Below are 12,877 nucleotides of genomic sequence, written 5' to 3' on the forward strand. Positions count from 1 at the left end.
ACGTTGCACGCGATAGTCGATTACCAAATCCACGCAAAAGGTTTTCAGCCGTTCCAGCCCGACGCTATTGCCGTGGCCACCCCCCATGCGCCGTGAACCTTGGCCAGTTGTTCCTACTTCAGGATCGTCGGCGTCAGGATCGGCACCATCAGCATTTCGAATTCAAGTTGCTGGCAGAGAGGGCTGGCTTCAGCTTTTCCTTTTTAATGCCTCGGGCTTGTGCGCGGCTTGTTTGCCAGACTTGGTGCTCTCAACGATCATCTGTGGATTAGACTTCGTTGCTTTCACGGTATGACCCTTGATTTTCGTGTCAGACGTCTGTTTTTTGACAATCTTTCCTTCGGTGTTCCCTTGGCTGGTCTCCCATTCGACCTTGTCGTCCTTCTTTAAGTTTTCGCTCATCGGATTACCTTTGGAGCTGTTGGCATGGATCTAGCCGATTTCATCATGGCCCCGCGCTCCGGGGACATCCGGGAACTGCCATGAGCGGCAGTTGTTCCTTCATTCGGTGAAATACTGCGGCAGAGACTCGTAGAGAAGACGGTCGTTATCCCGATACAGTCCATTCCACTCGTGCCGCAAACCGGAGCAATCGCCGCTGGGAGGCTTGCCGGACGCGTGCAGCTGATCAACATGGCGGCGATGCTGGCGCTGACCGCATCCGCGCTAAGCGTGCCGGTCGCACTTCTTACCGCCTCGCCCCTCTAAGCTGCCCTGATTGCCTGCGAGCGCGTGGGGTTCTCAAGCGAAAACAGAAGCGAGTGTGATGGCCTCAGGAACTGTGAAATGGTTCAACGTCACCAAAGGCTACGGTTTCATCCAGCCGGATGACGGATCGCTCGACGTGTTCGTAAATGTCTCGGCTGTGGAGCGGTCCGGTCTTTTCGGCCCGAACGGTCAGAAGGTCGCATACGAACTCGTCCGGTAAGACTTCGGCGGCGGACCTGAGTACTATCTAGCCACCGTCTTCAAACATATGGCTTTTGCACTCGCTGTTTGTTGGTCTGCAACTTGTTGCGGACCCGCAGGACGTGGCCCTGCAACTATCCGATTTTGAAGTGTGCCTTGCAGTCAAGGTCGCTGATCGTGCAAACACCATTTGTGCGGGTTGAAGAGACGAGTTGGCCAGATTCGTTCCCACCGAGCCGCGGCACCAGTCGCTCTCCCTCCAGGCACAGTTGGGTCTGCGCGTCGAGAACGCCGACACGTTCGATCCACGCTTCAGGCCAGATGATAGGGCTTTCAGCGTACGTCATGCACCTTGCAGCGCGACAGTGGCCGTATATACAGAACGGGCGGGGGGTTACCGCGCATTTGAAATTAGGGGCTGCCCGTCCAGAAGTGGCATACGCACTCAGCTGCCTCTTGAATTGCGCATTTCGTCCATCCATATACCATCCACACGGATGGAGAAAACAATGATTGACAATGTTTATAAGCTTCGCGACAAGGTCGCAGAGTCGGAAAAGATCACCATCAACCTCGGCTATGTCGACCTCGGTCGTATTGACCTTCTCGTACAAGAAGGGTTTTACTCCAACCGCACCGACTTCATACGTACGGCGATCCGCAACCAGCTTGGCGTCGACGGTGAGGCGGTTAAACAGTCGATCGTCCGCCACACCCTCGAGCTGGGATTGCGCGACTACAGCAGGGCCGATCTGGAATCGCTGAAGGCAGCCGGCGAACGAGTGCACATCAAGGTGGTTGGCCTTGCTCGTATCGCCGCCGACGTCACGCCCGGACTCGCCCTTGCAACCATCGAATCCATCACCGTGCTCGGCGCGCTCCAGGCCAGCACGGAACTGAAAGCCGCGCTCGCAGATCGCATGCGATAAGGCGTTAGCGCCCCCAAACAAGGACAAGACCATGAACAATGAATTTGCCGCGGCCATGCGCCGGGCGACGCTCTCCACGCATGCCATGAACTTCACCGAGGCCACCCGCGTGATCCAGGACGCCCTTGCCGAGCGAGCGGCCGCGAAGGAGCCCGGCCCAGCTCCCGATATCATGCCCCCTGCGGCGAAAAAGCGTCCAAAACCTTTCTCCGTCGATCCAAACGCCGAGGTCGTCGAGCCTTCGACAAAACTGGAGCCCGCCGGCACTCGGACGTATCCGTCCCGGCCGCTAAGGCCACGACGATCGCTCGCGGAAACGCTGAGGATGCTGGACGAGGGTCAGGCGTCCGACAGTTCGGTTCGATTTCCGGCGGCGGACTGCCCGGTGTAGCGAAACGTTCCCCCTCGCCTTTCGTTCCGGATGGGGCCCAATATCTGGCGCGCAGCTTCACTTGCGCGGCAGGCACGCGAGGTTACAAGCTCTACGTTCCGGCTTCGAGCAGCCGTTGTCATATGATGATGGAACTCATGAACCATACAGATGTCACGAGGGTTTCAACACGGATAGCAGACGGGTGCCACGATTACGGAAATTGGACTGAAACTCGAAATTCTGCCCACGGACCTCGACGCCCTTCTCGGGTCCGAGCTCCTCGGCGAACCGTCCGACATCATCGATCAACGTTCCACCTATTTCGACTTTGAGGACCGCAGGCTGTCTCCGATGAATGGGACCTGCTGGTAGCGGGGCAAAACGGCGATCGATCTTGGCCTGAGCGAACACATGGCCACTTGCGGAAATCGGTTACTTCATCCACGAAAACGGATATGGGAAAGATGCCGCTTCCGTGACGCTCGGTTGGTATTCCAGCAGGGGGAGTTGATTATCGCAGCGCTCATGATCGTTTTGGCGCGTCCGGTCCCGTGGATTACATGCTGACCGCGAGCTCGGGCGCGTGTTCAAAACGAAGCGACTTGCGAGTTTCGGGTCGATGCGGCCTATAGCGATGTGTCGATGGGGTCGAGACGAATGTCGTCGGTTTCAGGCTTTACAACGATTTCTCATGCAGGCGTCCGGCGGCTGACGATAGAAAGACACTCTGACTGCCAAAGTGAACAAAGGGATCATCATGTCGCCATTCCATAACGCTGGTCGGACATTGATCGAGCGAATTAGGGCGTTTGAGCTGACCGTATTGATCTTGTTCGGGGTGATCTCCGGCGGTGCTTTTCTTTTCTTCACATTGGCAAGCGAAGTACTGGAGGGCGAGACCCGGCGCATCGACGAGGCGATACTGCTGTCACTCAGGCAATCCGGTGACCCGTCTCTTCCGATCGGTCCTGGATGGGTCGGCCATGCCGTACGAGACGTAACGAGTCTTGGCGGCACCACCGTGTTGACCCTCGTGACATTGATAACGATCGGATATCTTCTGTTGGCGCAGCGTCGTCGCCTTGCAATCTTGCTCTTCTTATCCGTAACGGGAGGCTGGCTGGTCAGTCATGCCCTAAAACTGGGCGTGGCACGCCCGCGGCCGGACATCGTTGCCCATCTCACCGAAGTCAACGATTTGAGCTTCCCGAGCGGCCATGCGATGCTATCGGCGGTCACGTATTTGACGATTGCTGCGATCCTCGTGCATACACAAGACCGGAGCGGCGTCAGAATGTATATCATGTTGATCGCCGTCTTCCTTTCGCTCCTAATCGGTCTCAGCCGTATCTATCTTGGCGTCCATTATCCCACCGACGTCCTCGCCGGATGGTGTGCCGGAGCGGCATGGGCAAGTCTTTGCTGGCTGGTCGGGCGGTGGTACCTGGGCGGTACAACGAACCGAGGAGGTTGAAATATTTTATCTATCAAACACCACGCGACTGAGAGCTCATTCACAGCGCATGTTATAATGGCTGCAGGTCTTCTGATCTTATAAGCAATGAGATTTAGGCGGCGCCCTGACCATTTGGTATAAGGAAGTCTAACCTTACCGGTGTTGCTCAGAACTCCCTTGCCGTCCACACTGATCCGCAAGACACAGGACGCTGTGGATGAGTTGCGCGATGCGAAGCGTTTCTGGCAAGAGTGAAGTCCGACAAAGTTGACGCGACATCATCTCATCAACAAAGCTCGCTTGCCAGCTGGACAAGGAACATTCTGAGAGCGTCACGGCAGTGACGCACCCGCGTGCTAACGCTACCGGTGACACCAGTTCCCCTCTTTTGTGTCATTCATTTCGACCCCGTTGTTTCGGGGTCTTTTTTGTCTCGACTTTAGCGCATTCCCGTAAGGCTTGATGTCAAACGCACCCTCCAATGGTGTCACTTTATCCATGCGCGCTCCTCTCGTCTCCAATTCCCATGAATACCGTCTCTGCCGTGGCCTCCAATCAGGACCGTCACCCAGATCGATGAGCGAGGTCGCCCCCGGGAGTGAACGTTGCGAACGGCGAGACCTCAAGCTTGCAGTCAGACTGGTGATTTCGGCATTCAAGGTTCAACACTACAGCCAGGTTTAATTCGCGCTGCGATCAGAGAGGGTCGGCATACTTTTCAGCCTATGCCGCCGCGCGATGTTCTTCTCGCGACGCTTCCCAAACTTCTCGCGCTGCATCGATATTCATCACAGCAATACCTACACCTACAATCAGGTCGGGCCATGCAGAGTGCCACGCGTAGGCCGTGACAATACCGGCTCCAATGATGGCGATATTGGCGAAGGCATCATTGCGTGCCGAAAGGAATGCGGCCTTTGTCAGGCTGCCGCTTGCGTGGCGAAAAGCGGCAAGCATGTACGCGCAGCAAAGATTGACTGCAAGTGCGCCCAAGCCCGTTACCGTGAGGAGAAAGGGCTGCGGCGGAACCGGATCGATGAAGCTCTGATAGGCCGTCCAGAATGTTGCGATTGCGGGGGCAAGCAGGATGAACGCCAAGGCCATTCCCACACGAGCACGGCTCCTGAGCGACCAGGCAAGCGCAAGAAGGATCAGCAAATTGACAGATGCGTCCTCCAGAAAATCAACGCTATCGGCAAAGAGAGAGACGGAGCCGATTTTGAGCGCCACAGCGAACTCGATCCCAAAATATCCCAGGTTCAACAGCGCGACGAGCGCCACGATCCTTCGTAGGGGTGTATCGAGATAGCGGTGCATATGCTTACACTACGATGGTTGACTTGTAACCACCGTTACATCCATAAACTGCGTATGGCTACAGAGACTTGGTTTCTCCTCACATACAAGGTCCCCGCTGAACCCAATCGGCGTCGCGTCGCGCTATGGCGAAAGCTCAAAGGCTAGGCGCGGTCTATCTTCAAAACGGCGTCTGTCTGCTCCCGAAGACCGACGATCATCGACGCGCGTTAAAAGCGATCGAGAACGAGATTGCCGAGATGGAGGGTAACGCTGTCCTCATGGAAACCGTAGCGCTCGACAAGTCACAAGGCGACAAGGTCGTTGCCCGCTTCCGCGCCGATCGCGACGAGGAATACAAGGAGCTTCTGGGACGCTGCGACGACTTCGAAGCTGAAATCGCCAAGGAGACAGCGGCCAATCATTTCGCCTACCCGAGATCGAGGAGAACGACCTGGACCTGAAAAAGCTCAAGTCCTGGTTCGAAAAAATCCGCAAGCTTGATTTCTATGACGCAACCCTTGCCGGGCAAGCAGAGGCACGGCTGGGAAGATGCCGAGTGTTGCTGGATGGCTACGCCAATTAGGTGTTCGCCTTCAGGAAGAGGACCGCAGCCCGTCGGAACAGGAATGATCCGATGCGTTTACACATTAGTTGATGGGTATACATGACGTCGATGACAGCCGACGGTGGCAAAGGCGCTCATGAGCGCGGTGAACGCCTCTTTGCGAGCGCCTCCACCACTGCAAGGCGCGTGGCTGAAGGCCCACTGTGTAGCACTTTGCGAAGTTCATCCGGCCTGACTGCTTTGCGTAGGCTTGAACGTCGCTCATCAAATTTCGCAACGCGGGGGCGATCCTGAAGCTTGCGGTCAGGCCACAGAGGAAACGCGCATTGCGTCGATTGGCTGTCTTCATAGCAAAATATCTGTCGCCTTGAAACGGAATAGAACCCGCCAGCAAATTTCCCAGACCTCAACACGCTGATTACATGCGATAATGTCTTATCTTGATACTCGTCAAGCCGCGAAAACTGTAGATAGCCAGCCAGTCTCACACAACGCGAACTTGATTGGCTTCGTATGGATTATGCGGTTCGGGTTGCTCCTTGCGCCTTAACCACGGCTGACTGTTCAACTTTTTACCCTTATTTATCCCAGGGTTAGAGGCCGCTGCTGGTAGTCCTTATTCCAGAGGTGCTGATGTTCGATCCGCATCCATTTGGAAAGGTGAGGATCCGCCTTGCGCTAAAGCATCCAGAGCGCGTCGAAACCCTGATCGTACAGAACGGCAACGCCTATACCGAAGGCCTCGCCGCATTCTGGGATCCGATCAAGGCCTATTGGGCAGAGAAGACGCCGGAGCGCCGGGAAGCCCTCGCAGGCCTGGTCACGCTCGATACCACGAAGTTCCAGTATACCGACGGCATGGGCAATGTAGCGCATATCAGCCCCGACAACTGGGTCGTCGATCAGGCGTTGCTTGATCGCCCTGGCAACAAGGACATCCAGCTGGATCTCCTGGGTGACTACGGCAGCAACGTACCCCTTTACCCGCAGTTCCAGGCCTTCTTCCGCGACCGCCAACCGCCGACGTTGATCGTCTGGGGCAAGAAAGCATCTCCTCACTGCTGTCGTCGATATGCTCGTCAAGTCCTACGGGAACTCAGTCGAAGTCGAATATGCCATTGAGGACATCGATGTCTCGGCCGACACGGCCACGCCTTTGGCGCTTCTCGCCAACGAAGTCGTTACAAATAGCCTCAAGTATGCGTTCCCTGACGCCCAGGGTGGGAAAATCGCCGTGACGTTGAAGGCGTTGTCCAAACGCAGGGCTGCCTGGTCATCAGTGACGACGGTGTGGGGTTCGACCGCGAAAACATGCACTCTGGGATGGGTTCTCGTCTCATCAAGGGGGTCGTGTCGCAGCTGCAGGGCGAGTTCATCTACCAAAGGTATGACGGGACGACCTTTACGGCTGAGATGGACATTATTGAGACGGCGGACCCTGCTTAAACAAAAACGTTCTGAGTGGGTGACTGCCTTAGCCCACCCTCTTATGGCAGCGTTTTAACCGAGACTGAGGGGTTGGCCAGATCGAGGTTTGGCCGGTGCGGGGACCGCCTTTGTCGAAGCTCGCTTCGGCATCAGAGGCGACGTACTGAATCCAGCCCGTCGATCAAAATCTCCTAGCAAGCTCAGCGATCCGTTTGATGGGGAACCTTTTACCCGGGTTAGGATTGTCAAATTATCGTCCGACATCTGGAGTTCCCTATGCAAATCGCTCTCGCCGCCGCAGTATTCCTGATCGCCTCCATTCCGCCCGCATTCGCTGACGAAAGCGGATTCCTGAAATCCATCGGTGGGGCGTGGTCAGGCAAGGGCACAGTCACCACCAAAATCGGGACATCCCCGATGGATGTAACCTGCAAGTTCGCTGGCACCACGAATGGACCAGCGCTCGCGATGGCCGGCCAATGTCGAGGTTTGCTGGTAATCCGCCGGGCAGTCTCAGCCGACATAAAGGCAAATGGCGCTAAGTACAGTGGAACCTACATCGGCCCCTCTGGACGCCCATCCAGTCTTTCGGGAACTCGCAAGGAAACTCAATTAATTTCGCCGTACGATGGAGCCGGGAGATCAACGGAGATCGGTTGGCTCAAATGACAATCGAGAAAATTGGCACTCGTGGACTTCGTCTTCGCACTACCGACAAGGACCCCAAAACGGGGAGGAATGTGGTCACCAGCGATATCCGTCTCACGAGATAAGTCAGGTTGATTAGGTCATGAACACCAAGGGCATCCGGTATCTATTAACACGGATCGAAAACAGCGAAGTCACCGTCGGATCGCTTCCCCAAACCGTTGATGACATCAAACTGGTTCTCGCCGAAAACGATATTCCTGTAGAGGAAGGACTTGCGCATCTTCACCAGTTTGGCGCGCTAAAGCTCAGCCAGTCAGCCGGTGATGGATCGGTTGAGATCATCTTGCAAGCCAAACAGGTTCACTGAGGGCCAGTGCATCTAGGAATTAGGTCTGATCCGCTCAGTTTCGGTATGTAGCGATGGGCGTAATCGCTTTATGATTTCGTCCCGGCAATACCCTTTTACAGACTCAACCGTCGCCCGCACATACGGATTACTGTTCACGGGCGCTAGCTTTTCGTCAACAAGCTTTTCCACGGCGGTGATAGCGTGTGCGACCGCAGGAGAGGCTAAACCGACTGAAAAATGCTGGGCAAGCGCCACGTCGAGTTCGCGAAACGCCACCTCCGCCTCTTTGGCGAGGCTGCTATATTCCGTTCTGAAGCCCCTCATGAGCACCTCCGTCCAAGAATATATGTCAATCTTGGCGTGTGGAAAACCTTCAATTTGAGGGTTTAAAGTCCAGAGAAAGTTTCGAAGGCTGATAGTCGCACGCCGTTAATCGGTGGCCCTGGTCGCGAAGTTTAGAAGTCCGAGGCCGCGAGAGGGCGGCCTCGGAAGGCCTCAATTACAAACCGCGCTTAGCGTAACGGTTGCGCTCAGCATCGATCTTGTCCTGAGTGTATGGGTCAGCCTCATCGTCGAACGCCGTATCGCGAAAACAACTCTGCCGAACGGTCCGCGAGCGAGAAGTTCCATGCCAGAGATCCCTCCGAAGCGGGTCAGTCGCCTGACGCGCTAGTATGTTAATGCACGGTGTGCGACAGCCAGTGTTCGCCAACTGGCGAATGAGCCGAACTGTTGCCGCCTGTCCGCTGGTCCATCGGCGCGGAGGCCAAAAAAGACCCCGCCGATAGCGCGGTCAAGCAGTTCAGCTTCGTGCGTTGAATACGAGAGGGGATTAACGCACCTCGGGATGTTACCACACATTTGTGGCGATGGCATTTGCAGTTCGCCTGCCCGCGTACCGACCTCGCGTCATACTTTCGATCCACCCATGCGCCAGCACGATGCGGCGGAACTGAAGAGCAAAAGGCAGTCTGGGTTTGACCATTTACTCCATTGACGTTGTAAGTCGCGATTTTCACTTGGACTTGTGATCGCCCTTGGCACGCTCGCCGAGCTTCGCATCGTTCTTCGCGTTCTGTCGTTTGTCGGCGGAAAGCGAACGGCCGACATCAACGGATTCTTTGAATCTACCATCCTCGTCACGGCGCACGTAGCGTTTATCAGTTCCGGTATCGATCACTTCTCGCTTGGACATTGTAGCCTCCATTCGTTTTACTCGTCCGAAACGCACGGAAAGAAGTTACATATCGATGATGTCCGGCCTTGAAGCGTTGCGACAGCTAAGGCGCGCAGGCTTGTAGACACAGCCACAGCACCGCGAGTGAAGCCAGCACCAAGGCAGAGCGGATTACGAAGCTCTCGGGATACCGCGCGAGACAAGGAGACCGCGTAAAAACGTTTAACCGCCCTTGTATGCAATCACAAGGAGGAGACGGGGCGGTCTCAGCCGAGTGCAAGTGGCCGAAGGCCAACGCAAAACTGCGGAGCTCCGCCTCCGCGTCCCATATTTCTACGAAGAAGACCCCTCGCCCGGGCATGCCCGACAGCAAAGCGCGCTCATTGATATTTCAACATGACGCATGCTACCGTCAGCTTCGAGCAATGCGTTAACTGCGACGGCTCGAGGCGCTTCGATTTTGGTCTCACGTAGTCCATTGCCCTTGTTTCTGCTGTACAGCGGAGCGCAACACCTCGGCGCTCCGCCGGTTCCAATTACCTAGTTCGAGAACTCGCTCATAATGGAGCGAACCTTTTCCACGACTGGGGCAACGCTTTTAGTGCCGTTGCTCTGCTGGGTCTTGACCCAAGCGTCCTGAGTGTCCTGATACTTGGTGGTGGCAACCCATTGCGCAGCCTCAGCCTTGTCGAGAACTCGAACGGTTGCGCCCGCATCTTGCAGTTCCTTGATCTGCGCGTTGAAACTGTTGTCCATGACCGATCCGAGGGTGGAGTACGCTGACTCAGCCGCCCGGTGGAAGGCGTCCTTGTCTTCCTGCGCCAGTCCATCCCAAGTGGCTTTGTTCATCGCCAGAAGATAGACATGCCCCAGCCACAGATCCTTGGACGCAAGAACATTGGGCGCAACTTCGTGTACTTTCAGCATATAGCCGCTGTCCACGTTCACCATGAGCCCATCAATCGTTCCGTCTTTCAGAGCAGCGGGGACTTCGGGACCCCAGTGCATTGTAATGGGTGTCGCGCCCACGTTTGTGAGAAAATCCTGATGCCAGAAGCTGGCAGTTCGCCACTTCCCACCCGCGACGTCACTCAAGGTATTGATGGGCGCCGTACTATAGAAAGCGACAGGGTATCCCGTCCCAAAATAAACAGTTACGAGGTTGTTCTTGGCCATTTCCTCTGAAAATTCAGGAACCTCATCGTACACGCGTTTGAAGAACTCGATCTGTTTGGTGCCGGTAGGTCCCATGGGGAAACCCTTAAAGATCTGGTGCAGTGGCATTTCTTTGGCAGAATACTCGGGCACGACGGTGGATAGATCGGTGACCTTACCCGCACTTACAGTCCCCCGAGCCTCATAGGCCACGGCAAGTTCGCCGTTCCAATGGTCCTCCACCTTTAATCGGCCGTTCGATTCTTTCTCGATGGCGGGGAAAAGAACTTCTTTAAGGAAGCGGGTGCGCATGCCGCCGAACGGCTCATGGTCGCTATAAACAAGCACTTTCGGTTCTTGAGCCGCGACAGGGGTGTTTATCAGCAGCAACACGGAGGCGGCCATAGTCGTCGCGACGACCAACCTTCGGCTGACTTCAGTCAAACCGAGTTTCTGAGTATTTTTCAACATTTGAAATTCTCCTTCGCAACTAGATCGTTATTGCAAGCTTGGTTCGTGGATCAGCATAAAGCTGGTTGGAAACACCCGAGGGAAGTCCCACAGTGACGAATTTGCTTCTCGCCTTATCCCTGCGACAAACATAGCTGTCCATTGTCGCAGAGGTATGCCAATTCCCGCCGAAACTGTATTAAATTGTAACAAGCGGCGGCATGAAACCCAGACGAGTTTTGACGCTCATTTGAGCGCAAGGCGCTGCGCAAGGCGCTGCGCAAGCTAGTATACTGCCGTCACCCATGCTTTAACCTGTGCCCGTAATTTGTCTCATAGTCATTGTCTTTCCCCCAAATCCAGGCCGATGGGATACAAGGTAGCTATAGTTAAGGGGGCCATTGCACCTTCAAGGTTCGGGCCATCACTCCCAACATTCGGACTTGAGTTCCTGCCAGTTCAAGTCATTAAAATTGGCGCAGACGGAAACCGCGACGACAAAGGCGACCTTGCTGCCCGCTGGATGGCGTCATAGTTTTCTTGCTCATCCAGCAATGACACATACGCACATCCGTTCGCCGCCGCGCGCCGCGCCTTGATGGACGAGCACAAGGGTTCAGCTAGAGTCAGTGAAGGCGGAACACCTCGATGGGGTGCACCCGATTCCGAATGTGAACGAGCCCTACGGATTTGAGACGATAGTTGCTAGCGCATGCAAGGCGTGCGGTAGTGCCGCACACGAGACATTGGGTTCCGAAATCCTTGTTCAATCTTTCCAGACGCTGCGCCAAGTTCACAGCGTCACCATAAAGTGTGTAGGTCTGTCGCCCGTCGCTGCCGACCGTTCCTGCTGCGACCGGCCCCGTGGCGATCCCTATCCGCAGATGGATAGACAGGCCTTCGAACCGACGTCGTGAAACGAGTTCCAGAACACGCCGTGCAGTCTGGATGACTTGGGCTGCAGGTTGCGCGGCAGGAAGCGGCGCGTTGAACGAAGCGAGGATGGCATCCCCAATGTAATTGATCACCACTCCGCCATTGCGTTCCACCACGCCGGCTACTGTCGAGAACAAATCGTTAAGCAACACGACAAGCTTGGCTGGGGGCATGGTTTCGGCTATTCGCGTAAATCCCTCGATGTCGATGAACAAAAGGGTCGCCTCCCGCATCTGTGGCTCCAGGTGGCCTTCCCTGATCAGTTCCGTCAGGACGGTCGGCGGGACGTATCGACCGAACAGGGTCTCGACCTTCTGTCGCTCGGCGTCTGCTTGCGCATGGGCCCGCACCATTCCGCGGGCGCGATGAACGCCCCAAGCTGCAATCGCTGTTACGGATGCCAGAATGATGGCTTCCCGACCGCGCAGCGACAATCCGATGAAGTTCGGATTGAGCACAGCATCAAGGAAAACCTCTCGCCAAGGCAACGGCGCCATGTCACGAAACGTGACAATCGTGTCCATCCCTAAGACGATCCAACCCGTCGCCGCCACAAGACCGGCAACGGCCCATGCCCCGGTCCAAATGACGAGCGCCGGCGATAGCGTCAGGATTGCTGTGGCGATTAGGATATAGAAGTATTGTACCTTGGGGGTGAGAAAGACGAGATTTTGCGGAACGTCGCTGCTGCTGCTCAAGGGAACAAAAGCGATAAGCGCGGTGATGACCATGGTATCGAAGGCAAAAAGGGCGAACCGTAACTTGCTCTCGTAACGAGTTTTGACGGCAAGGAGTGAAAGGACGCCGATAAGCGCGGTGCCAGCAGCTCCTCCAAACGCATACATGTTAGTTGGAGAAGGAAGGTTGACGAGATTGAGCAGGCCAATCATCAAAATGGCGCAGCTGAGGCTAAGGAGGGCAAAAAGAAATCCCTTCCGTTCTGCGTCATCCAGCGCAGATTCGATCCGGTTCTGTTCTTTGCGTGTCCGACCGGTCGTCGCCTCCCAGTCTGGCGCCCCCCCATTTCTCGGCGTGATTGGCGGCTCGGGTGCGTCGTCGAACGCGGCCTTTTTCCAGTGTGCGGAAAATCTCGGAAAAATTGTCATCGCGATTTCCTACAGCCTGCATTGTTTACGATCGGAGCGGCGGCTGGTTAGAAACAGGCGCGGATGCGAATAGAATGTTCTAAGAATTCAGATA

At 55.7% G+C, this 12,877-nt stretch carries 11 protein-coding genes and 3 pseudogenes; 8 read left to right on the forward strand and 6 right to left on the reverse strand.

Annotated features, from left to right (window positions below; translation table 11 throughout):
* Window positions 1-189 precede the first annotated feature (189 nt).
* Complete coding sequence (locus tag ACP7E0_RS31470) at window positions 190-402, reverse strand: DUF2945 domain-containing protein (protein ID WP_426130894.1); 213 nt, start codon at window positions 400-402, stop codon at window positions 190-192.
* A 364-nt stretch (window positions 403-766) separates the two neighbouring features.
* Between ACP7E0_RS31470 and ACP7E0_RS31475 the strand changes: the two genes are divergently transcribed.
* The 4 genes from ACP7E0_RS31475 to ACP7E0_RS31490 all read left to right on the forward strand — a co-directional run bounded on the left by ACP7E0_RS31475 (window position 767) and on the right by ACP7E0_RS31490 (window position 3,685).
* Window positions 767-928 carry a cold-shock protein gene (locus ACP7E0_RS31475; RefSeq protein WP_426130895.1) on the forward strand — a complete coding sequence of 54 codons (162 nt, stop codon included), beginning with the start codon at window positions 767-769 and terminating at the stop codon, window positions 926-928.
* A 490-nt stretch (window positions 929-1,418) separates the two neighbouring features.
* Window positions 1,419-1,838 carry a CopG family transcriptional regulator gene (locus ACP7E0_RS31480; protein WP_426130896.1) on the forward strand — a complete coding sequence of 140 codons (420 nt, stop codon included), beginning with the start codon at window positions 1,419-1,421 and terminating at the stop codon, window positions 1,836-1,838.
* A 31-nt stretch (window positions 1,839-1,869) separates the two neighbouring features.
* Window positions 1,870-2,229 (forward strand): hypothetical protein, encoded by a 360-nt coding sequence (locus tag ACP7E0_RS31485; protein ID WP_426130898.1) that lies wholly within the window; start codon window positions 1,870-1,872, stop codon window positions 2,227-2,229.
* A gap of 739 nt (window positions 2,230-2,968) precedes the next feature.
* Window positions 2,969-3,685, forward strand: coding sequence for a phosphatase PAP2 family protein (locus ACP7E0_RS31490; protein ID WP_426130964.1), 717 nt, complete (start codon window positions 2,969-2,971; stop codon window positions 3,683-3,685).
* A 705-nt stretch (window positions 3,686-4,390) separates the two neighbouring features.
* Here the strand turns inward: ACP7E0_RS31490 and ACP7E0_RS31495 are convergent.
* A complete protein-coding gene (locus ACP7E0_RS31495; RefSeq protein WP_426130900.1) occupies window positions 4,391-4,984 on the reverse strand; it encodes a cation transporter in 594 nt (197 codons plus the stop codon).
* A gap of 125 nt (window positions 4,985-5,109) precedes the next feature.
* Between ACP7E0_RS31495 and ACP7E0_RS31500 the strand changes: the two are divergent.
* From ACP7E0_RS31500 to ACP7E0_RS31515, 4 genes and pseudogenes are all read left to right on the forward strand, one after another.
* Window positions 5,110-5,549: pseudogene (locus ACP7E0_RS31500) on the forward strand (Chromate resistance protein ChrB).
* Window positions 5,550-6,191: 642 nt separating this feature from the next.
* Window positions 6,192-6,575 (forward strand): annotated as a pseudogene (locus ACP7E0_RS31505) (alpha/beta hydrolase); the annotation flags it as partial.
* A 660-nt stretch (window positions 6,576-7,235) separates the two neighbouring features.
* Window positions 7,236-7,732 (forward strand): annotated as a pseudogene (locus ACP7E0_RS31510) (hypothetical protein).
* A gap of 17 nt (window positions 7,733-7,749) precedes the next feature.
* Window positions 7,750-7,977 carry a hypothetical protein gene (locus ACP7E0_RS31515; protein ID WP_426130901.1) on the forward strand — a complete coding sequence of 76 codons (228 nt, stop codon included), beginning with the start codon at window positions 7,750-7,752 and terminating at the stop codon, window positions 7,975-7,977.
* Between the two features lie 12 nt (window positions 7,978-7,989).
* Here ACP7E0_RS31515 and ACP7E0_RS31520 read toward each other — a convergent pair whose 3' ends face one another.
* The 4 genes from ACP7E0_RS31520 to ACP7E0_RS31535 all read right to left on the reverse strand — a co-directional run bounded on the left by ACP7E0_RS31520 (window position 7,990) and on the right by ACP7E0_RS31535 (window position 12,783).
* Window positions 7,990-8,283, reverse strand: a complete 294-nt coding sequence (locus ACP7E0_RS31520) for a hypothetical protein (RefSeq protein WP_426130902.1) — start codon at window positions 8,281-8,283, stop codon at window positions 7,990-7,992.
* A gap of 691 nt (window positions 8,284-8,974) precedes the next feature.
* Window positions 8,975-9,154, reverse strand: a complete 180-nt coding sequence (locus ACP7E0_RS31525) for a hypothetical protein (protein WP_426130904.1) — start codon at window positions 9,152-9,154, stop codon at window positions 8,975-8,977.
* Window positions 9,155-9,676: 522 nt separating this feature from the next.
* A complete protein-coding gene (dctP, locus tag ACP7E0_RS31530) occupies window positions 9,677-10,762 on the reverse strand; it encodes a TRAP transporter substrate-binding protein DctP (RefSeq protein ID WP_426130905.1) in 1,086 nt (361 codons plus the stop codon).
* Between the two features lie 605 nt (window positions 10,763-11,367).
* Window positions 11,368-12,783 carry an adenylate/guanylate cyclase domain-containing protein gene (locus tag ACP7E0_RS31535; protein ID WP_426130907.1) on the reverse strand — a complete coding sequence of 472 codons (1,416 nt, stop codon included), beginning with the start codon at window positions 12,781-12,783 and terminating at the stop codon, window positions 11,368-11,370.
* Between the last annotated feature and the right edge of the window lie 94 nt (window positions 12,784-12,877).

It is taken from the genome of Pararhizobium sp. PWRC1-1 (genome assembly GCF_049897905.1).
Classification (GTDB): Bacteria; Pseudomonadota; Alphaproteobacteria; order Rhizobiales; family Rhizobiaceae; genus Pararhizobium.

Bases quoted from the DNA above. Each gene is read 5' to 3' on its own strand.
- ACP7E0_RS31470 (WP_426130894.1), bottom strand. From the start codon at position 402: ATGAGCGAAAACTTAAAGAAGGACGACAAGGTCGAATGGGAGACCAGC.
- ACP7E0_RS31475 (WP_426130895.1), top strand. From the start codon at position 767: ATGGCCTCAGGAACTGTGAAATGGTTCAACGTCACCAAAGGCTACGGT.
- ACP7E0_RS31480 (WP_426130896.1), top strand. From the start codon at position 1,419: ATGATTGACAATGTTTATAAGCTTCGCGACAAGGTCGCAGAGTCGGAA.
- ACP7E0_RS31485 (WP_426130898.1), top strand. From the start codon at position 1,870: ATGAACAATGAATTTGCCGCGGCCATGCGCCGGGCGACGCTCTCCACG.
- ACP7E0_RS31490 (WP_426130964.1), top strand. From the start codon at position 2,969: ATGTCGCCATTCCATAACGCTGGTCGGACATTGATCGAGCGAATTAGG.
- ACP7E0_RS31495 (WP_426130900.1), bottom strand. From the start codon at position 4,984: ATGCACCGCTATCTCGATACACCCCTACGAAGGATCGTGGCGCTCGTC.
- ACP7E0_RS31515 (WP_426130901.1), top strand. From the start codon at position 7,750: ATGAACACCAAGGGCATCCGGTATCTATTAACACGGATCGAAAACAGC.
- ACP7E0_RS31520 (WP_426130902.1), bottom strand. From the start codon at position 8,283: ATGAGGGGCTTCAGAACGGAATATAGCAGCCTCGCCAAAGAGGCGGAG.
- ACP7E0_RS31525 (WP_426130904.1), bottom strand. From the start codon at position 9,154: ATGTCCAAGCGAGAAGTGATCGATACCGGAACTGATAAACGCTACGTG.
- dctP (WP_426130905.1), bottom strand. From the start codon at position 10,762: ATGTTGAAAAATACTCAGAAACTCGGTTTGACTGAAGTCAGCCGAAGG.
- ACP7E0_RS31535 (WP_426130907.1), bottom strand. From the start codon at position 12,783: ATGACAATTTTTCCGAGATTTTCCGCACACTGGAAAAAGGCCGCGTTC.